The organism is Enterococcus sp. DIV1537a, assembly GCF_051712085.1.
Lineage (GTDB): Bacteria > Bacillota > Bacilli > Lactobacillales > Enterococcaceae > Enterococcus > Enterococcus faecalis.
In genome coordinates, this window is sequence record NZ_JBIOOE010000001.1 from 184,432 (window position 1) to 203,702 (window position 19,271).

General features: G+C 38.9%; 16 protein-coding genes and 1 riboswitch. Of the genes, 12 read left to right on the top strand and 4 right to left on the bottom strand.

Annotated elements, in window-relative coordinates:
• Window positions 1-33 precede the first annotated feature (33 nt).
• From IGJ41_RS00930 to IGJ41_RS00940, 3 genes are all read right to left on the bottom strand, one after another.
• On the bottom strand, window positions 34-774 hold the full coding sequence (locus tag IGJ41_RS00930; protein ID WP_002356242.1) for an amino acid ABC transporter ATP-binding protein: 741 nt from the start codon (window positions 772-774) through the stop codon (window positions 34-36).
• Between the two features lie 11 nt (window positions 775-785).
• Window positions 786-2,369, bottom strand: a complete 1,584-nt coding sequence (locus IGJ41_RS00935; protein ID WP_002381368.1) for an ABC transporter substrate-binding protein/permease — start codon at window positions 2,367-2,369, stop codon at window positions 786-788.
• 194 nt (window positions 2,370-2,563) lie between these two features.
• A riboswitch (Lysine riboswitch) is annotated at window positions 2,564-2,738 on the bottom strand.
• A 189-nt stretch (window positions 2,739-2,927) separates the two neighbouring features.
• Window positions 2,928-3,224, bottom strand: coding sequence for a hypothetical protein (locus IGJ41_RS00940; protein ID WP_002356244.1), 297 nt, complete (start codon window positions 3,222-3,224; stop codon window positions 2,928-2,930).
• Between the two features lie 172 nt (window positions 3,225-3,396).
• On the opposite strand from IGJ41_RS00940, the gene IGJ41_RS00945 reads away from it, so the two are divergent.
• The 5 genes from IGJ41_RS00945 to IGJ41_RS00965 all read left to right on the top strand — a co-directional run bounded on the left by IGJ41_RS00945 (window position 3,397) and on the right by IGJ41_RS00965 (window position 8,973).
• Window positions 3,397-4,110 (top strand): NAD-dependent protein deacylase, encoded by a 714-nt coding sequence (locus IGJ41_RS00945; protein WP_002403960.1) that lies wholly within the window; start codon window positions 3,397-3,399, stop codon window positions 4,108-4,110.
• Window positions 4,111-4,114: 4 nt separating this feature from the next.
• On the top strand, window positions 4,115-4,960 hold the full coding sequence (locus IGJ41_RS00950) for a chorismate mutase (protein ID WP_002363448.1): 846 nt from the start codon (window positions 4,115-4,117) through the stop codon (window positions 4,958-4,960).
• 10 nt (window positions 4,961-4,970) lie between these two features.
• Window positions 4,971-5,483: a transcription repressor NadR gene (locus IGJ41_RS00955; RefSeq protein WP_002356248.1), complete on the top strand. Its 513-nt coding sequence runs from the start codon at window positions 4,971-4,973 to the stop codon at window positions 5,481-5,483.
• 227 nt (window positions 5,484-5,710) lie between these two features.
• Window positions 5,711-7,207 (top strand): glucosaminidase domain-containing protein, encoded by a 1,497-nt coding sequence (locus IGJ41_RS00960; protein ID WP_438713658.1) that lies wholly within the window; start codon window positions 5,711-5,713, stop codon window positions 7,205-7,207.
• Window positions 7,208-7,482: 275 nt separating this feature from the next.
• A complete protein-coding gene (locus tag IGJ41_RS00965; protein ID WP_438713660.1) occupies window positions 7,483-8,973 on the top strand; it encodes an aldehyde dehydrogenase family protein in 1,491 nt (496 codons plus the stop codon).
• Window positions 8,974-9,199: 226 nt separating this feature from the next.
• On the opposite strand, the gene IGJ41_RS00970 is transcribed toward IGJ41_RS00965, so the two are convergent.
• Window positions 9,200-10,183, bottom strand: coding sequence for an L-lactate dehydrogenase (locus tag IGJ41_RS00970; protein ID WP_002356251.1), 984 nt, complete (start codon window positions 10,181-10,183; stop codon window positions 9,200-9,202).
• Window positions 10,184-10,518: 335 nt separating this feature from the next.
• Here IGJ41_RS00970 and pth point away from each other — a divergent pair, with 335 nt between their 5' ends.
• The 7 genes from pth (at window position 10,519) to tilS (ending at window position 19,258) form a co-directional block, all read left to right on the top strand.
• Entirely contained in the window at window positions 10,519-11,085 is a 567-nt protein-coding gene (pth, locus tag IGJ41_RS00975) for an aminoacyl-tRNA hydrolase (RefSeq protein WP_002361556.1), read from the top strand.
• A 19-nt stretch (window positions 11,086-11,104) separates the two neighbouring features.
• The gene (gene mfd, locus IGJ41_RS00980) at window positions 11,105-14,644 is read left to right on the top strand and encodes a transcription-repair coupling factor (RefSeq protein ID WP_010714993.1); all 3,540 of its coding nucleotides are present in this window, start codon (window positions 11,105-11,107) and stop codon (window positions 14,642-14,644) included.
• Between the two features lie 15 nt (window positions 14,645-14,659).
• Window positions 14,660-16,249 (top strand): putative polysaccharide biosynthesis protein, encoded by a 1,590-nt coding sequence (locus tag IGJ41_RS00985; RefSeq protein ID WP_271851426.1) that lies wholly within the window; start codon window positions 14,660-14,662, stop codon window positions 16,247-16,249.
• A 14-nt stretch (window positions 16,250-16,263) separates the two neighbouring features.
• Window positions 16,264-16,527: an RNA-binding S4 domain-containing protein gene (locus tag IGJ41_RS00990; RefSeq protein WP_271851424.1), complete on the top strand. Its 264-nt coding sequence runs from the start codon at window positions 16,264-16,266 to the stop codon at window positions 16,525-16,527.
• Window positions 16,528-16,781: 254 nt separating this feature from the next.
• Window positions 16,782-17,261: an FtsB family cell division protein gene (locus tag IGJ41_RS00995; protein ID WP_002356257.1), complete on the top strand. Its 480-nt coding sequence runs from the start codon at window positions 16,782-16,784 to the stop codon at window positions 17,259-17,261.
• A gap of 44 nt (window positions 17,262-17,305) precedes the next feature.
• A complete protein-coding gene (locus tag IGJ41_RS01000) occupies window positions 17,306-17,785 on the top strand; it encodes a S1 domain-containing RNA-binding protein (RefSeq protein WP_002356258.1) in 480 nt (159 codons plus the stop codon).
• Between the two features lie 84 nt (window positions 17,786-17,869).
• On the top strand, window positions 17,870-19,258 hold the full coding sequence (gene tilS / locus IGJ41_RS01005) for a tRNA lysidine(34) synthetase TilS (RefSeq protein ID WP_002378722.1): 1,389 nt from the start codon (window positions 17,870-17,872) through the stop codon (window positions 19,256-19,258).
• Window positions 19,259-19,271: the final 13 nt, after the last annotated feature.

Genomic DNA, 19,271 nt, shown 5'->3' on the forward strand with positions numbered 1-19,271 from the left:
GTCATTCTAACCAGAATGACTGCCTCTTTTTTACTAGTTTTTCGTTAGAATCCGATGTAAGAACTCTTTTGTCCGAGCTTCTTTTGGATGGACAAAAATATCTTCAGCGGTCCCTTCTTCGGCAATGACACCTTTATCCATGAAAATAACACGATCGGATACGTCCCGCGCAAATTCCATTTCATGTGTTACAATCACCATGGTTAGCCCTGTATGGGCAAGATTTTTCATCGTTTTTAGCACTTCGCCAACCATTTCAGGATCCAATGCAGAAGTTGGTTCATCGAAAAGTAAAACATCTGGATCCATTGATAATGCTCGAGCAATGGCTACCCGTTGCTTTTGTCCACCAGATAATTGAGCAGGTTTGGCATCAATAAAACGAGCCATGCCAACTTTTTCTAAATTTTCTAAGGCAATTTTTTTGGCTTCTTCTTTGTTTCTTTTTAGGACAGTCATCTGACCAGAAGTACAGTTTTCTAAGACATTCATGTTATTAAATAAATTGAATGATTGGAAAACCATACCTAAATGGGTCCGATATTTGGGCAAACTATAACCACGTTCTAAAACATTTTTACCATTATAGATGATTTTGCCATCTGTTGGTTTTTCTAACAAATTAATACAACGTAGTAACGTTGATTTACCAGAACCAGAAGAACCGATAATGGTGACAACTTCTCCTTTGTTGACGTTCATATTGATATCTTTTAATACTTCGTTTTCGCCAAAGCTTTTTCGTAAATGTTCAATTTCAATAATTGCACTCATCTGTTTGCCTCCTAGCTTTCTTTTCCTTCTTCAGTTAATTCTTCTACTTTAACGTAAGCAGAAGGGCCATCCATTTTACGTTCCACAACACGTAAGATTCGTGTAATCACAAAAGTCATTACCAAGTACATGATGCCGACAATTGTAAAGGTTTGGAAGAACTGGAAGTTTGCGCCAGAAGCAGCATTCCCTTGGAAGAATAAATCTGCAACACCGATAACACTTAACACGGCCGTATCTTTGATATTAATGACAAATTCATTCCCTGTTGCAGGTAAAATATTACGTAATACTTGGGGAATAACGACTTTACGCATTGTTTGTCCATGGGTCATCCCAATCGCTTGTGCTGCCTCGAATTGTCCTTTATCTACTGCGAAAATACCTCCGCGAACAATTTCAGACATATAGGCACCAGTATTCACAGAAACGATAAATAGTGCGGCCACTGTTCGGTCTAAAGAGATGCCAAAAGCTAGAGCTAAACCATAGAAAATAACCATTGCTTGAACCATCATTGGTGTACCACGGAAAACTTCAATATAAATAGAAAGAATTAAATTTCCTAATTTTTGGAAGAAACGAGCGACTGGGTTTTCAGAATCTGGAATTGTACGGAAGACACCAATTAGTAAACCAAGGGTTGTTCCGACAACTGTCCCAATTAACGCGATAAATAGCGTTAAACCAGCACCACGTAAAAACATGTCGCCATATTGATTCCAAATATTTTTGAAATCGTTAATAAGTCCTGTTTTTTGTTCATCACTATCTGTTGCTGCAGGTTGATCCTTGATTGCTTGGTCCATAATTTTTGTCCGTTCATCTTGAGAAATACCTGCTAAAATTTTGTTTACTTTTTCAATGTCTGGATCGCCTTTACGCATGCCGACTGCTACTTGCGAGTCTTCAGCGCTAGCATCAAAGCCATTTTCTTTTGGAAATTCTAACATTTTTAATTCTTTATTGACACTAGTTGCTGTTATGCCTTCAGGGCGTTCACTAACATACCCGTCAATCATGCCAGAAGCAAGTGCTGTTCGCATAGCTGAAAAGTTATCCATTGCTTGCTGTTTATTGACATTTGGAATTTGATCAATTAATCCGTAGTGGAATGTATTTAGTTGAGCCGTAATTTTAGCATCAGCTAAATCTTTCAAGCTTTTTGCATTAGCGTATTTGCCATCTTTTTTTACAATTACGACAAATTGTGATTCATAATAAGGGTTTGTAAAAGCAATTTCTTTTTTTCGTTCAGCGGTTGGGCTCATTCCGGCGATAATGGCATCAATTTTTCCAGATTGTAAGGCGGGCGCCAAGCCATCCCATTTGGTTTGGACGATTACTAATTTACGACCTAAACCATCGGCAATTTTTTTAGAAATTTGAACATCATAGCCGCCTGCATAAGAGTTGCCTTGAATAGGCACTGCGCCATGTGCGTCATTTTTCTGTGACCAGTTAAAAGGGGCGTAGCCAGCTTCCATGCCGACACGAAATTCACCATTTTCCTCCGCCGAAGCGTTGGTTGTCATGCCAAGTAACGAAAATAGCGTGACAAGTAGTAGACTGAATGAAAAAACTTTTTTGTTCATCTTTTTCTCTCCTTTAAATTTCTTGTCTGATTGATCGTTTTGTCTTTTTTCAATCAACAAGCTTTGATAATCAGCTGAGCAAAAGCGATTCTGTCTTTTTAAAGGAGAATACTTCTGTCACAACCTATTTTTGAATACAAAAAAACAACCAAACAGATGTAAGGTTGCTAGGTAATGTCGAAAAAAATTCCTCAACGAAACATAGCACAACTTAGCATCACTACTAAGACAGTCCGCAAGCTCTTAACTTACGTCCCAACACACAACAGAAGAGGCTCTGTTATGCATTTCGGCGATTGATCCTAAACTTGCTTCCCAGTGTCCTCTCACTCCACAAGCGTAATAAAAACCGCGACCTCTACCTCTTTTTTGAGGCACTATTCAGTTATTAAATTCAGTTATTAATTTTAGGATAAATCCAGAAGAAAGTCAATATGTTCCAGCAAAGGAATTTATCAAGAGGACACAAACACCATGAAATTAGCGTAACATTTTCCCTACGAAATAGAAACTAATACGAAAAAAGCAACCATTCCTAAAGGAACAGTTGCTTTTTACTTAAGCTTTGACAGCTTTTGGTTCACGACCTAAAATAGCTTGAAGAACAGTCAATACACCTAAAGAAGCTAAAATTGTATAAATTAGACTTGAGTAAGTTAAGATACCGAAATCCCAAGTTTTGTAAACTAATAAAACAATTGCTAAGGCGATAATAGCGATAACGTTGAAGAACGCAAAAGCCCAAAGATTTCCGTTTTCTTTACGAGAAAGATAAAAAACAGAGAACCAAATGCTTAAAACGCCCCAAGCGATGCAGGCAATAATTGCAGCCCAATAAATAATAAATGCGACCATTGTTGTTTCACCTCACTTTTACTCATGCATATTTTACCACGAGTTGAGAAATTTGTCACAAACTCTTTCAAGATAAATCAATATATAGGTAAGAAGTTTTCAAAAAGTGGAAAAACTTTTGGTGCTAATGTTAAAATACGTTATAATATAGAAGATTAGGAGCTGAATCGATATGCAAGATATCACGCAAGCTGAGGCAATTCATTGGTTGGCAACCCAACAAAAAATCACATTTTTAACAGGTGCGGGTATCTCGACAGCCTCAGGTGTGCCAGATTATCGTTCCTTAAAAGGTGTCTATCAAGGAATCCAGCAACCGGAATACTTATTGAGCCGGACTTGCTTAAAAACAGAGCCAGAAAAGTTTTATCAATTCGTTAAAACGCTCTATCATCCAGACGCACAACCTAATATCATTCACCAGAAAATGGCACAATTAGAGCAAATGAAACGGGGAAAAATTGTTTCACAAAATATTGATGGGCTTCATCGAAAAGCAGGTAGCCAAGAAGTGGTGGACTTTCATGGTAATTTATATGAATGTTATTGCCAAACTTGTGGTGCAACGGTTCCTTGGCAAGACTATTTGCTTAGTGATCGGCACGCTGATTGTCATGGACAAATCCGTCCAGCTATTACTTTGTATGAAGAAGGACTATCCGAAGAGGCAATCGAAAAAGCCATTCAGGCCGTTGCTTCTGCCGACTTAATCGTGATTGTCGGCACGAGTTTTCAAGTGCATCCATTTTGCGATTTGATTCATTATAAACAACCAATGGCAACTATTTTAGCCATTAATCAAACGCCGCTATTTTTACAACAACCTTATTATTTTTTAGAAGCGAAAGCCGAAACGATATTTGCAGAATTAACGATAAAGGAGTAACGGAATGGAAGAATTTAAATCAGAAAAAGAAAAAATGATCGCAGGTGCACTATATTTTGCCTCAGATCCTGAATTAGTGGCTGATCGCAAAAAAGCCCGTGAACAAATGGCGTTAATTAACCAACAACCAGACACTTATATTCGTCGTCAATTAATAGAAGAAACATTTGGAAAAGTGGGTGTCGGGACGTACATCGAACCGATGATTCAATTTGATTACGGCTACAACATTTCTGTGGGAAAAAATTTCTATGCCAATTTTAATAACGTTTTTTTAGATGTTTGTCCAATCGAAATTGGCGATAACTGTATGTTTGGCCCCAATGTGCAACTTTATACAGCCGAGCATCCATTACAAGCAGCCAAGCGTAATAGCGGAATGGAATCAGGGAAACGAATTATCATTGGCAACAATGTTTGGATTGGCGGTGGAGCGATTGTCCTTCCAGGCGTAACATTAGGCGATAATGTAGTGGTGGCAGCAGGTGCTGTTGTGACCAAATCGTTCCCAGAAAACTGTGTGATCGCAGGTAATCCAGCACGGATAATTAAAGAATTGACTGAAGATGACGCCCCAACAACTTCTTTAGAACAACAACGAGCAAAGATTAACCAAATCGATAAGGAACTAGTCCGTTTATTAGAACAGCGGATGGACGTCGTCGCAGAGATTGCTGCAGTGAAAAAGAAAGCAGGTCATGCGGTTTTTGATTCTGAAAGAGAACAACAAGTATTAGAAACTATTCTGAATCATGTTGAAAATGCCGAGTATGAAGAAACATTATCTGAGACTTTCCAGGGAATTATGGACGCCTCTAAACGTTTCCAAGAAAAACATTTAGGAGAGTGAGGCGAAGGTCGTGGATGGAGAAATCAGAAGAAGAGAGATTGTTAAAAGATTAAGAGAGACCGAAAAGCCAATTAGTGCCACTCGTTTTGCAAAAGCTTTTGATGTCAGCAGACAAATTATTGTAGGAGATGTCGCTCTATTACGGGCGACAGGGGTCGAAATTGTCGCAACAGCTCGAGGGTATATGTTGGAACAACCTTTAGAAGGAATTGAGCGGAAAATTGCTTGTCAACATACGCCTGAACAAACGAGAGAAGAATTGTCAGTCATTGTTGCCAAAGGTGGAGAAGTGGTAGATGTGAGTATTGCACATCCGCTTTATGGGGAATTAATCGGCAGTTTGCGCATTCAATCAGAGAAAGATATTGATAAATTTATGGACAAGTATCAAAAAGAGCATGCTACATTACTATCAGTTTTAACAGGAGGCGTCCATCTGCATACTATTCGCTGTGCAGACGAAGAAACTTTCCAAGAAATCAAAGAGGCGCTTCGAAAAAAAAGTATTTTGTTTGAAGGATAACGAGAAAAAGAGAGGACATTGATGTTTGTTCAAGCCCTTTCTTTTTTTTCTTAGAAAATTACCAAAAAAAGATAGAAGAATTTGTGAATTTTCTTCTATTTTTTTAACTTTTTGCTAGAAATTTTTTATGAAACAGTATACTATTAAAAAAGGAGCCATTTAAACAATAACTATGTCAATTATTATGTTGGTACATAAAAATAAATGGAGAAAAATAAAAAAGGAGAATGAGTATGAAAAAACAATTTGCCATATTCTCTACCTTATTACTTTTAGGTTCATCAATGCCAGTAGGCGCATTTGCAGAAGGTAATAACTTGGTAGCTGAAAATAGTTCTGTCGCAGAAACAACCGCAGAAGCCACTGAAACGACAGCGACTAGTGAAACAACAGAAGCGACAGAAGAATCAACGACTGAAACAGAAAGTTCAACCGAATCAAGTGAATCTACAACCACGGAGTCCACGGAAACGTCAGGAACCGAAACGACAGATTCCACAACGGATTCAACATCCACAAGTACGACAGAATCGACTACTGACTCCACCTCAACGAGTACAACAGAGTCAACCACAGATTCTACGTCAACAAGTACAACTGAATCAAGTACCACGCCGACGACCACACCAAGTTCTTCTAAAGAACAGCCAAAACCTGGCACGAGTACTTCTGAATCAAAACAGCCGGCGAAACCAGTGACACCAACAGCGCCAGCTGAAAAGCCAGTAGAACAACCAGCAGCGTCAACACCGCAGCCCGAAATAGTCCCACCAGTTACAAATGAAACGGTTGGGTTAGTGGAAGACGATGAGACGTTTACGGTCAGCAAAACGAAGAAGACAGAAGAGTTTATTCAAGAAATCGGGGAATCTGCTCGGAAAGTGGCCAAGGACAAAAACTTATATGCTAGTGTGATGATTGCTCAAGCAATTTTAGAAAGTGGCAGCGGCAATAGTAAATTAAGCCAGAAACCAAACTACAATTTGTTTGGTATTAAAGGCGATTACAAAGGTCAATCTGTTTCTTTTATTACCTATGAAGACAATGGTTTCGGTAACCTATACACAGTAGAAGCAAAATTCCGTCAATATCCAACGTATAAAGAATCAATGGAAGATTATGCGAAATTATTGAAAAATGGTTTAGATTCCAATAAAGATTTCTATCATGGTGTCTGGAAAACGGAAGCCAAATCATACAAAGAAGCGACACGTTTCCTAACAGGAAAATACGCAACGGACAAAGATTACCATAAGAAATTAAATGCGTTAATTAAAACATACGATTTAACTTATTATGATAAAGAAAAAGCAACCGTTGAACCAATGGAATCAAATTTCCCAGCCTATAATGGCAAAAACTATGACACCTTTAATAGTTATGCTTGGGGCAACTGTACACAATATGTTTACAACCGTATTACGCAATTAGGTAAACGTGTGGACTTAACAATGGGGAATGGTCAAGATTGGGGCGAAACAGGTCGTGCACGCGGGTACAAAGTAAGTCGTACACCAAAAGCAGGCGCAGCGGTTTCCTTCCCAGCTGGTGTTTTAGGCGCAGACAATACTTATGGTCATGTCGCATTTGTGGAAAAAGTCTTTAAAGATGGTAGCATCTTAATTTCTGAAATGAACGTGAAGGGATTAAACGTTGTTTCGACACGTACAATCTCAGCTGATGAAACACATTTAATGAACTATATCGTTCCAAAAGATAAATAAAAAAATCAGCTCTTTGTCAATAAGAACGGATGAGTTGGAAAAATCAAAGCTAGCACTGAAGAAGCAATTTTAATTCTTCAGTGCTAGCTTTTTTTGTGGCAAAAGTTCTCTCCAATAAAGTTTAATACATTCAGTTATTGCCAGGCGGTTTCAGGTCGGGATGAGTTAGCAACAGTCGCTGATAGCTATATTTTTTTTAGGTAGAATCATTTACTTTTAGGTGAAAGATGTCTTATAATTGTAAGCGGATACAAAAATAAAAAAGAGGTGGGTAAATGAGTAAAAAAGAAATAAATCAAGTAGTTGCCAGTAGCTATCAATTGTATATTAATGGAGAGTGGACAACAGGTAGTGGTAACAAAATGATTGCTAGTTACAATCCTAGTAATGGTGAAAAATTAGCAGAATTTGTAGATGCCACAAATGCAGATGTGGATCGAGCTGTAGAAGCAGCCCAAGAAGCGTTTCAGACATGGAAAGATGTTGACGTTGTAACAAGAAGCAATCTTTTATTGAAAATTGCTGATTTGATTGAAGAAAATCAAGAACATTTGGCTATGGTGGAGACTTTAGATAATGGAAAACCGCTTCGGGAAACGCAATCGATTGATGTCCCTGCCAGTGCAGACCATTTTCGGTATTTTGCTAGTGTGATTCGTGGAGAAGAAGGGGCTGTCAAAGAATTTGATAAGGATACGTTATCCATTGTTGTGAAAGAACCCATTGGTGTTGTGGGTCAAATTATTCCGTGGAATTTCCCCTTATTAATGGGTGCTTGGAAATTAGCGCCAGCGTTGGCAGCAGGTAATACGGTTGTGATTCATCCGTCCTCGAGCACATCATTAAGTCTGTTGGAATTGTTTAAGATTTTTGATCAAGTCTTGCCGAAAGGAGTAGTGAATTTAATCACCGGTCGTGGTTCTGATTCAGGAAATTATATGTTGGCACATCCAGGGTTTGATAAGCTAGCTTTTACAGGCTCAACAGAGGTGGGGTACACTGTCGCTAAAGCGGCGGCCGACCGCCTAATTCCAGCCACTTTAGAACTTGGCGGAAAATCAGCCAACATTATTTTTGAAGATGCCAATTGGGAACGTGCATTAGAAGGCGTGCAGTTAGGGATTTTATTCAATCAAGGGCAAGTTTGTTGTGCTGGGTCTCGTGTGTTCGTTCAGTCAGGTATTTATGATCAATTTGTAGAAGCTTTAAAGGAAAAGTTTGAACAAGTGAACGTTGGTTTCCCGTGGGAAAAAGATGTTGAAATGGGCGCTCAGATCAATGAGCATCAATTGGAAGAAATTTTAAAATATGTCGAAATTGTTGTGAAGGAAGGAGCTACGCTGATTACTGGAGGGCAACGTTTAACAGAAAATGGGCTAGACAAGGGGGCATTTTTAGCTCCTACGTTATTAGCAAACGGCACGAATACAATGTGTGTGGCCCAAGAAGAAATCTTTGGTCCTGTTGCAACAGTGATTAAATTTGAAACGGAAGAAGAAGTCATTCGTTTAGCTAATGATTCTGAATATGGTCTAGGTGGCGCCGTCTTTTCTCAAGATATCAATGTGGCATTACGGGTTGCTCGTGGTGTACGGACAGGTCGGATGTGGGTCAACACATACAATCAATTGCCTGCGGGCGCGCCATTTGGCGGTTATAAAAAATCAGGAATTGGTCGAGAAACGCATAAATCAATGCTAGATGCTTATACGCAAATGAAAAATATTTACATTGTGACAAAAGAAGAAGCAGATGGACTGTATTAAGTAGTGTAGTGAATTTTAGATAATAAACTTATTTTTGGTTATTGTTATTTTTAGAGCTAAACAAAACAATAATTTTTTGAAAAAATTGGGTGATGAGTAAAGTAAAACAAATTAAAAGTAAAGCCTGGTGCAAAAATCACTTTGGATTTTTGTACCAGGCTTTAAAGCGGAGTAACAATAGTGTTCACTCTTGGTTGTTTTTAATTTTTGACTATTGTAGAAGGAGTTATTTTGCTTCTTCTGCTTCAAATTTAGCAAAAGCTGTTTCAATAACTTCTTTTAATGCAGAAGCAGAAGCTTCCATTTTTTCTTGTTCAGCATCTGTTAATGGAATTTCAATGACTTGTTTAACGCCTTGGCGGTTGATGATCGCTGGTGCACCGATATAAATATCGTTTTGACCATATTCACCTTCTAAATAAACAGATAGTGGTAACACAGAGTTTTCATCGTTTAGGATAGCTTTAGTGATACGCGCTAGTGCAACCGCGATTCCATAGAAAGTAGCTCCTTTTTTCTCGATGATTGTGTAAGCAGCGTCGCGTACGTTGAAGAATAAATTAACCATTGCTTCTTCATCGACGTCAGGATTATTTTTCACCCATTCGTAAATTTGTAAGCCAGCGACATTTGCATGTGACCAAACTGGGAATTCTGTATCTCCGTGTTCTCCTAAGATGTAGGCATGGACATTTCGTGCATCAACGTCAACTAATTCGGCAATTGCTTGACGGAAACGAGCAGAATCTAGTGAAGTTCCTGAACCGATTACTCGTTCTTTCGGGAAGCCAGAGAATTTCCAAGTTGAATAAGTCAAAATATCAACTGGGTTTGCGGCAACTAAGAAGATACCGTTGAAACCAGAATCAACAATTGTTGTAACGATTTCTTTATTAATTTTCAAGTTTTTATGAACTAAGTCTAAACGAGTTTCGCCTGGTTTTTGAGGCGCGCCAGCTGTTAAGACAACTAAGTCTGCATCATGGCAATCGTCATAAGTAGCAGCATAGATTTTTTTAGGAGAAGTAAATGCTAATGCGTGAGATAAGTCCAACGCGTCTCCTTCAGTTTTTGGTACATTAATATCAATAATCCCAACTTCTTGAGCAATATTCTGAGTTACTAAAGCAAAGGCATAGCTAGAACCTACGGCACCGTCCCCGACTAAAATTACTTTTTGGTGATCTTTATTCCCTGCGGCTGCAGTCATGTGTACCATTCCTTCCTCTACATTCTTTTTCGTGAGCAACGAGTTTTTATTTCCTGTTGCTAAAGTGATAGTAACATGGTTTGTAAAAAATGTCACGAACTTTGATTGTAAAAATGATACAGTTTTCAGACCTGTTTCAAAATGGTAGCTCTTACATGTGCGTAATTTCACTATCTTACGCATATTTAAATTTCTAAAAAATTTTTTTACATCTTTCTTAATCTTCAAAGACTGCGAGTTTTTTTATTTCTATGGTATAATGAATAAAACTGGGTAGCGCATACGCTTCCCAGCCATTTTGTGTTGGCAAGCTTATAATCCAAGGAGAATGAAAGATGAAAGTAATCGTAGGACTGGGAAATCCCGGTAGTAAATACAAAGAAACAAAACACAACATTGGCTTTATTACGCTAGATGAAATTGCGTATCGGCAAAATGTTTCGTTTAATAATAGTAATTTTGAAGCAGATATTGCAGAGTTTTTTATAGGGACTGAGAAAGTATTGTTAGTGAAACCATTAACATTTATGAATGAATCAGGTCGCTCTGTTGGTCCGCTGTTGACCTACTTTGGGGTAGATGAGGAAGACTTGATTGTTATTTATGATGACTTAGACTTAGAGGTCGGTAAAATTCGTTTACGGCAAAAAGGTAGTGCTGGGGGCCACAATGGGATAAAAAGTCTGATTGCCCATTTAGGAACAAATGTCTTTCCTAGAATTAAAATTGGCATTGGTCGGCCCTCAAAAAATGATACAGTTATCCACCATGTACTAAGTACTTTTCCCAAAGAAACACACGAAGAGATGTTACTTGCTGTAAAAAAAGCAGCCGATGCCGCTTTATATGCATGCGAAGGACATACGTTTGTTGAAACAATGAATCAATTTAATGGAAAATAGCAGAAAGGAGGGCCCTTGTTTGAATATTATCGAACGAATTAGCCAAACAGAAATTGCTAAATCATGGCGCAGTCAACTAATGACAACAGGAACGCGCCAACTAATTACTGGGTTATCAGGCTCTGCTAAAACATTACTGATGGCAGGCGCTTTACAAAAGACGCATCAAAAAATTGTTATTGCGGTTCCAAATCTATACTATGCTAATCAATTAGTAGATGATTTTTTAAATATTTTACCTTCAGAACAAGTTCATCTATTTCCAGTAGATGAAGTGTTATCCGCCGAAATGGCCTTTTCTTCACCAGAAGCGCGCGCAGATCGAGTGAGTGCGTTAAATTTCCTGATGACAGCGAATGCAGGAATTGTGGTCGTGCCAGTAGCTGGACTACGAAAATATTTGCCAACGAAAGAAACGTGGCAAAATGCGCAACTCCATTGGGAAATCGGGACAGAAGTAGAACCTGAAATCCTCGCGCAACGCTTAGTGTTAATGGGCTATGAACGCCAATCGATGGTCGGGAAACCCGGCGAATTTAGTATTCGTGGAAGCATTATTGATGTCTATCCGCTAAATGCCGAATACCCTGTTCGTGTGGAACTGTTTGATGTTGAAATCGACTCAATCCGTTATTTTGAAGCGGATACCCAACGTTCATTAGAAAATCTTGAAGAAGTAACGATTTCACCAATGACTGATTTAGTGTTCTCAAAGTCAGATATGAATCATGGCATGATGAGGTTACAAGATGCTCTAGAAAAACGTTTAGCGACAGCTAAAGATCAAACGGAGACCGATTTTTTAGAAGAATATTTTGGTCAGTTGCTGTCTTCTTGGGAACAAGGGATTCCTACAGAAAATGCTCACTATTATACAGATTTTCTGTACCAACAAAAAACTACGCTGTTAGATTATTTACCAGAAAATAGTTTGCTTTTTGTGGATGATTATTCTCGTATGATGGAAACGGAGCGAGAAATCGCTAGAGAGGAAGCGGAATGGCAAACCCTGAAAATTGAAGAAATGCGCGTGTTTTCTGAACAAACTTTTGGCGTAGACTTTCATGATCAATTGCGAAAAACTGCACGAAATACGACCTTCTTTTCACTTTTTCAAAAAGGAATGGGGAATCTTCGTTTCCAAGAAGTCCATAATTTCCAATATCGTTCAATGCAACAATTCTTCGGTCAAATGCCGTTGCTAAAAGCGGAAGTGGACCGTTGGCAAAAGCAAAACCAAACGGTCGTTGTTTTTGTTCCTACGAAAGAACGGATTCAAAAAGTCGAAGAGCTATTTCAGGACTTTGACATACCTAGCGTAGTAAGCAATTGGGATCAGTTGTTAGATGGGCATGTCCAAATTGTCCAAGGGGCATTACAAACAGGGTTTGAATTGCCTAAAAACAAGCTCGTGGCGATTACGGAAAAAGAAATTTTTCATACAACGACCAAAAAACGGGCACGTCGTCAAACAATCTCTAATGCGGAACGTTTGAAAAGTTATAGCGACTTAAAAACGGGCGATTATGTCGTTCATGCGAATCACGGGATTGGTAAATATATTGGTATGGAAACCTTAGAAGTTGATGGGGTTCATCAAGATTACATGACTATCTTGTACCAAAATGATGACAAGTTATTTATTCCAGTAACACAATTGAACTTGATTCAAAAGTTCGTTGCTTCCGAGTCTAAAACGCCGAAAATTAACAAGCTAGGCGGCAGTGAATGGACGAAAACCAAACGAAAAGTTGCTTCAAAAATTGAAGATATCGCGGATGATTTAATCTTACTTTATGCGACAAGAGAATCGGAAAAAGGCTATGCTTTTCCGCCAGATGATGCGTATCAAAAAGAATTTGAAGAGGCTTTTCCGTATTCTGAAACAGATGATCAATTACGTAGTGCTGCCGAAATTAAACACGACATGGAAAAATCTCGACCAATGGATCGTTTGTTAGTTGGCGATGTAGGGTTTGGTAAAACAGAAGTGGCCTTACGAGCGGCTTTCAAAGCTGTTAGCAACAATAAACAGGTTGCCTTTTTAGTGCCAACAACTATTTTAGCGCAACAACATTACGAAACGATTCAAGAGCGGTTTGAGGGCTTTCCTGTAGAAATTGGTTTATTAAGTCGTTTCCGCACGAAAAAACAGCAAAATGAAACAATTGAAAAAATTAAACATGGACAAGTAGATATTGTGATTGGTACCCATCGTTTATTGTCGCAAGATATTAATTTTAGTGATTTAGGCTTGTTGATTATTGATGAGGAACAACGGTTTGGAGTGAAACATAAAGAACGACTAAAACAATTGCGTTCACAAGTGGATGTCTTGACGTTAACAGCAACGCCAATCCCAAGGACCCTCCATATGTCAATGTTAGGTGTCCGTGATTTATCCGTCATCGAAACCCCACCAGAGAATCGTTATCCGATCCAAACGTATGTCATGGAAAATAATCCTGGGGCGATTCGGGAAGCGATTGAGCGAGAAATGGCCCGAGATGGTCAAGTCTTTTATTTATACAATCGAGTAGATACGATTGAACGAAAAGTTGAAGAGTTACAAGCGCTAGTTCCAGACGCACGAATTGCGTATGCACATGGGCAAATGACAGAAGTACAACTGGAGAATACTTTGTTTGATTTTATTGAAGGACAATATGATATATTAGTCACTACAACGATTATTGAAACAGGGGTAGATATTCCTAATGCTAATACCTTGTTTGTAGAAAATGCGGACTACATGGGCTTATCTACGTTGTATCAATTACGTGGTCGTGTGGGGCGTAGCAATCGAGTGGCCTATGCTTATTTTATGTACGAACAGCAAAAAATCCTAAACGAAGTTAGTGAGAAACGTTTAGAAGCAATTAAAGACTTTACGGAATTAGGTTCTGGGTTCAAAATTGCGATGCGTGACCTTTCCATTCGAGGGGCCGGAAACCTTCTTGGTGCCCAACAACATGGCTTCATTGATTCGGTTGGGTTTGATATGTACTCACAGATGTTATCTGAGGCAGTTGCTCGTAAACAAGGAAAAAATATCCAAGACCAAAAAACGTCTGTTGAAATTGATTTGGGCATTGATGCTTATATTCCAGGAACGTACATCACAGATGAACGACAAAAAATTGAAATTTATAAACGGATTCGTCAATTAGAAAATATGGATATGTACGAAGAATTAGAAGCGGACTTGTTAGACCGCTTTGGAGAGTATCCTGACGAAGTGGCGCATTTATTAACCACTGGCCGTATCAAAATGGATGGCGACCGTGCCTTGTTAGAAAGTATTCGTAAACGCGACCAAAAAGTCAAGTTTGTGTTAAGTAAAATTGGCACAAAAACATACTCTGTGGAGCAGTTGTTTGAAGCGTTATCGGCAACCAGCTTAAAAGCGGATCTAGCAGTTGAGAAAGAACAAATGACTATTTCCTTGAAGTTGCCGAAAGATTGTAAAGAAGCTGTTTGGATTCAAGAAATTGCTACTTTTACAACCGCATTGCGACAAGAAAAATACAAACATTCGCAAGAAACGGATTCCCTTTAAAAGGAGGCCTAGAAGATGGCACAAAAAGAAATGCAGCGAATGATGCAAGGTGCCGTTGTGTTAACCATTGCTTCCTTCATTGCAAAAGTGTTGAGTGCGTTTTATCGCGTTCCTTTTCAGAACTTTGTAGGGGATGAAGGATTTTACGTGTATCAGCAAGTTTATCCAATCTATGGGATTGCGATGACATTAGCATTGTCAGGTTTACCGCAATTTATTTCCAAAATTGTTGCTGAACAACCAGATATTCGGAGTCAAAAACAAGTGTTGCGCCAACTATATCCCTATGTGTTATGGTTAGCGATTGCTTGTTGGGCCTTCTTTTTCTTTGGTAGTCAAGAAATTGCTATTAGTATGGGGGATGCTGCACTCCAACCATTAATGGAAGTTGTTTCCTTTACCTTTTTACTCGTTCCAATTCTTTCTTTCTATCGTGGGAATTTTCAAGGTCATTTGTTGATGGTGCCTAGTGGTATTTCACAGGTGATGGAACAGTTTGTGCGTGTCGGGGTTATTCTAGTAGCTGCGTTGTCCTATCATTACTTTGGTGGCTCCATTTACCAAACGGGGACGGTGGCCATGAGTGGTGCGTTGGCTGGCGGTGTCTTAGCGGTACTTGTCTTATGGTACTACAATCGAAAAATTCTTAGTGGAAGTACGGAATACTTGCATCAATGGAAGATTATGCCTCAAACCACAGGACTATTTAAACGTTTAATGATTGAGGGTGGTTTGGTCTCTTTATATAGTGCTTTTCTGATTCTATTTCAATTAATTGATTCCTTTAAAGTAAAAAATGCCCTCATGCTTTTCGGGCTCTCTGATTTAGCTGCGAAAGTGGACAAAGGGGTCTATGATAGAGGACAACCACTAGTTCAATTAGGATTGGTAATTGCTTTAGCTTTAAGCTCAACCTTTTTACCAGGTTTGACAAAATATTTTATGAAAAAAGACCGTCAACAATTTTTACAAGTTGCAAAAATCTTTTTGCGTCTTACCACAACCTTGGCATCGGCGGCTTCGATTGGTCTGATGATGTTATTGCCGTACATGAACTTTACGCTTTTTAAAGATTATAAAGGCAACGATGTTTTAGGGGTGTATGTTTTATCCATCGCTTTTATGGCCATTATTCAGGCCTACCAAAGTATTGAACAAAGTCGCAATCGTTTTAAAGGTCCTTTAGTGGCAGCTGGTGTGGGCTTATTAGTGAAATTACTGACAACGGGCTTTTTCACCATTCGTTGGGGAACATTAGGTGCTAGTTGGTCTACTATTCTTGGGTTACTAGCGACGTTATTCGTTTTAGTCCGACAATCGGATGCAGCGATTAATTGTTTTGTTCGAGAACGAAGCTTTTTGAAAAAATTGTTGCTTAGTTTAGCAATCATGATGCTGTCATTACTGGTCTATCAAGGAATTATCTCCATCTTGTTCCAAGGTGTGCATCACCGAAGTCAAGCGTTTTTCGTTACAGTTTTAGGTGTTGCAGTGGGTGGTACAGTTTTTATTAGCACCATCATTAAGTTAGAATTATTTACGATACGTGAATGGTTAGGTTTACCGTATGGCGCAAAAATTTTACGGATGAGACAAAAAAAATAAAAGAGGTGAATGTGATGCGGTTAGATAAATTTTTAAAAGTTTCTCGCATTATTAAAAGAAGAACAATTGCCAAAGAAGTCGCTGATAAAGGTCGGATTCAAATCAACGGAGTCTTGGCCAAATCTTCTAGTACTGTGAAGATTGGTGACCTTGTCAAAATTCAATTTGGGAACAGAATTTTAGAAGTAGAAGTCCTGCAACTAAATGACTCTACGAAAAAAGAAGATGCCACAAAAATGTATGAAATAAAATCAGAAACACGTGTCTCTGAAGAATAAACAGGTGAGGATGGAGAGCTTGGCAAGTTCATTGAAAAGATGAATATTCCAAGCGCTTCATCCTTTCAGCGTTTTAATGAAACAGACGCGCCGCTTTTGAAAAAAATTAATAAATCAACCGCTGTTATTTCAAAAGCAAAGAATATTTTAGAAAAAAGCTTAATTTTCTTCAACTTCTCTGAAATTAACATTAGACAAGGTTCTTAGATGTTGGTATAATAAAACGGACAATCCAAAGCGAGTGGAGCGAGACGATGGGAAAGAATGAAAAAAACTCGAAGAAAGTTGCGGCATTGGAAAATGACTACACGAAAGAACAGTATGTCGAATTCCAAAAACAACAGAAACAATTGATTTTTAGACGCAGACGCTTGGCAGCGATTTTTCTCGTGGCCTTCATTATTTTTGCCTTTTCTGGCATCCAATTGATGAAAGATTATCATCGCTTAGGTGCTTTCAAACAAGAACGAGCAGATGCAATTGCTGAATCCGTAGCAGTTGATAAGAAGGTCAAGGATCTAAAAAAAGACGTTGCTTTGTTAAAAGATGATGATTATGTGGCAAAATTAGCACGTAGCCGTTTCCTTCTCTCAAAAGAAGGCGAACAGATTTATCCCACACCAGAACAAATGAAAAAAACACAGACTTCTGGAGCGGAAGAAAGCAAGAGCAGTTCAGAAAAAAATAGTCAATCACAGTCTTCAACTGAAACAACTAAGTCTTCAGCTGAATAAACTGCAATTATAATTAGGGAAAAAATAGGAGGAACAATTTTTTTATGTCAATCGAAGTAGGAGCTAAATTGCCAGGAAAAGTGTCAGGGATTACTAACTTTGGTGCATTTATTGATTTAGGAGAAGGAAAAACTGGGTTAGTACACATCAGTGAAGTGTCTAATGGATTCGTTAAAGATATTCATGATGTATTAACAGTAGGTGACGAAGTAACAGTGAAAGTAACCTCAGTTGGTGACGACGGCAAAATTGGCTTATCGATCCGTAAAGCTCAAGAGCCAGCAGAAGGGCAACAACCAAAACGTGAATTTCAACGTCGTGAAAACAATTATGAGAATCGTGACCGTAATCCACGCGCAGGGGGCAAAAAGCCTTTCAATAAACCACAAGCAAATAACAATAACAATAAACAAGATTTTGACTCATTGATGAGCTCTTTCTTGAAAGATAGTGATGACCGTTTATCTTCATTAAAACGTAATACTGAAGGCAAACGTGGCGGACGTGGCGGACGTCGCGGCTAAGCACAAACAATAGGGGGACTGGGGATAACGAATGGGTTATTTCTCGGTTCCTCTTTTATTCTAAGGAAGAAAGAAGGGCGAACAATGTTTTGGCAGTTTTATAAACGAGGAAAAGAACAAGGATTTTGGCAACCGCATCAAACAATCGTGGTCGCTGTTTCTGGTGGTGTAGATTCCATGGCCCTTTTGACGTTAATGGAACAGGTGGCAGAAAAAGAACAATTACAATTGGTTGTTGCACACGTCAATCATCAATTGCGAGAAGCGTCGGCACAGGAAGCGCAATATCTCGCTACCTATTGTCAGCAGCGAGAGCTAACGTATTATGAAACGCGTTGGGAAGACCCTGAAAAGCAACGGAATTTAGAAGCAAAAGCGCGCACATTTCGTTATGAATTTTTTAAAGAAGTCATGGAAATTGAAGGTGCGGCGGTCTTAATGACGGCACATCATCTAGACGATCAAGCGGAAACGATTTTAATGAAACTGATTCGAGGAACTAATTTTTCCCATTCCGCGGGCATTAAAGAGAGACGTCCTTTTGCGACAGGGGAATTGATTCGTCCGTTACTTATTTATCCAAAAGAAGAATTGTATCAATTTGCACAGCGACAAGCATTCGTTTATTTTGAGGACGAAACGAACCAAACCAATGAATATTTGAGAAATCGACTCCGTAATCAGGTTTTGCCGCTATTAAAGCAGGAAAATCCGCAATTCTTAGATCAGATTGCTTCTTTTAGTAATGAACAACGTTTTGCCCAAGAATTTATTCAGGAACAAATTGAGCCTCAATTATCTGAAGCCGTAGAACCAACCAAACAAGGCTGGCGCATTCCTTTGAAGAGGTTATTAAAAGAAACGCCTGCGTACCAGCACTTCTTTTTAACCGCGTTTTTCCAAAAAACATTAGTGCCATTAGGGGTTTCGTTAAACCAACGCCAGATGACACAAATTTTAAAAGTTTTGAATGATGAACGGCAACCGCAAGGCTCGGTTATGTTAGAACAGCAATGGCAACTAGCTAAAAGTTATGATTGGCTATGCTTAGAACAAAAACAGGCTGCACTGCGAGAAGAAGTTACACATTTATTAGTACCTGGTGCGGGGATTTATTTATCGGAAACCGAGTGGCTAGGATTAATTGCGACAGACAAACCGTTTCCTCTTCCTGAAGAGATTAATCAATGGGCGGGCCAGTTGTTGGCAATCCCGTTGACCACAGCCACACCTTTGACCGTTCGTCATCGCCAAAGTGGTGATCGGATTACATTAAAACCAGGGTTTACGAAAAAATTAAGCAGAGTTTTTATTGATCAAAAAGTGCCAAATGAAGCGAGAGAGAGTGCTTGGGTCATTACGGATGAGCAAGAGGAAATCATTTGGGTACCAAAATTTGCAAATTCCTATTTGAGTATTCCTTTAGAAACTGATAAAATACACTACAGACTCCTTTTTAAGACAAAGGAGTAATGCTGAAAGGAGC

What these genes read in the sequence shown, in the direction of transcription:
- IGJ41_RS00930 (WP_002356242.1), bottom strand. Translation starts at nt 774, where the DNA reads ATGAGTGCAATTATTGAAATTGAACATTTACGAAAAAGCTTTGGCGAA.
- IGJ41_RS00935 (WP_002381368.1), bottom strand. Translation starts at nt 2,369, where the DNA reads ATGAACAAAAAAGTTTTTTCATTCAGTCTACTACTTGTCACGCTATTT.
- IGJ41_RS00940 (WP_002356244.1), bottom strand. Translation starts at nt 3,224, where the DNA reads ATGGTCGCATTTATTATTTATTGGGCTGCAATTATTGCCTGCATCGCT.
- IGJ41_RS00945 (WP_002403960.1), top strand. Translation starts at nt 3,397, where the DNA reads ATGCAAGATATCACGCAAGCTGAGGCAATTCATTGGTTGGCAACCCAA.
- IGJ41_RS00950 (WP_002363448.1), top strand. Translation starts at nt 4,115, where the DNA reads ATGGAAGAATTTAAATCAGAAAAAGAAAAAATGATCGCAGGTGCACTA.
- IGJ41_RS00960 (WP_438713658.1), top strand. Translation starts at nt 5,711, where the DNA reads ATGAGTATGAAAAAACAATTTGCCATATTCTCTACCTTATTACTTTTA.
- IGJ41_RS00965 (WP_438713660.1), top strand. Translation starts at nt 7,483, where the DNA reads ATGAGTAAAAAAGAAATAAATCAAGTAGTTGCCAGTAGCTATCAATTG.
- IGJ41_RS00970 (WP_002356251.1), bottom strand. Translation starts at nt 10,183, where the DNA reads ATGACTGCAGCCGCAGGGAATAAAGATCACCAAAAAGTAATTTTAGTC.
- pth (WP_002361556.1), top strand. Translation starts at nt 10,519, where the DNA reads ATGAAAGTAATCGTAGGACTGGGAAATCCCGGTAGTAAATACAAAGAA.
- IGJ41_RS00985 (WP_271851426.1), top strand. Translation starts at nt 14,660, where the DNA reads ATGGCACAAAAAGAAATGCAGCGAATGATGCAAGGTGCCGTTGTGTTA.
- IGJ41_RS00990 (WP_271851424.1), top strand. Translation starts at nt 16,264, where the DNA reads ATGCGGTTAGATAAATTTTTAAAAGTTTCTCGCATTATTAAAAGAAGA.
- IGJ41_RS00995 (WP_002356257.1), top strand. Translation starts at nt 16,782, where the DNA reads ATGGGAAAGAATGAAAAAAACTCGAAGAAAGTTGCGGCATTGGAAAAT.
- IGJ41_RS01000 (WP_002356258.1), top strand. Translation starts at nt 17,306, where the DNA reads ATGTCAATCGAAGTAGGAGCTAAATTGCCAGGAAAAGTGTCAGGGATT.
- tilS (WP_002378722.1), top strand. Translation starts at nt 17,870, where the DNA reads ATGTTTTGGCAGTTTTATAAACGAGGAAAAGAACAAGGATTTTGGCAA.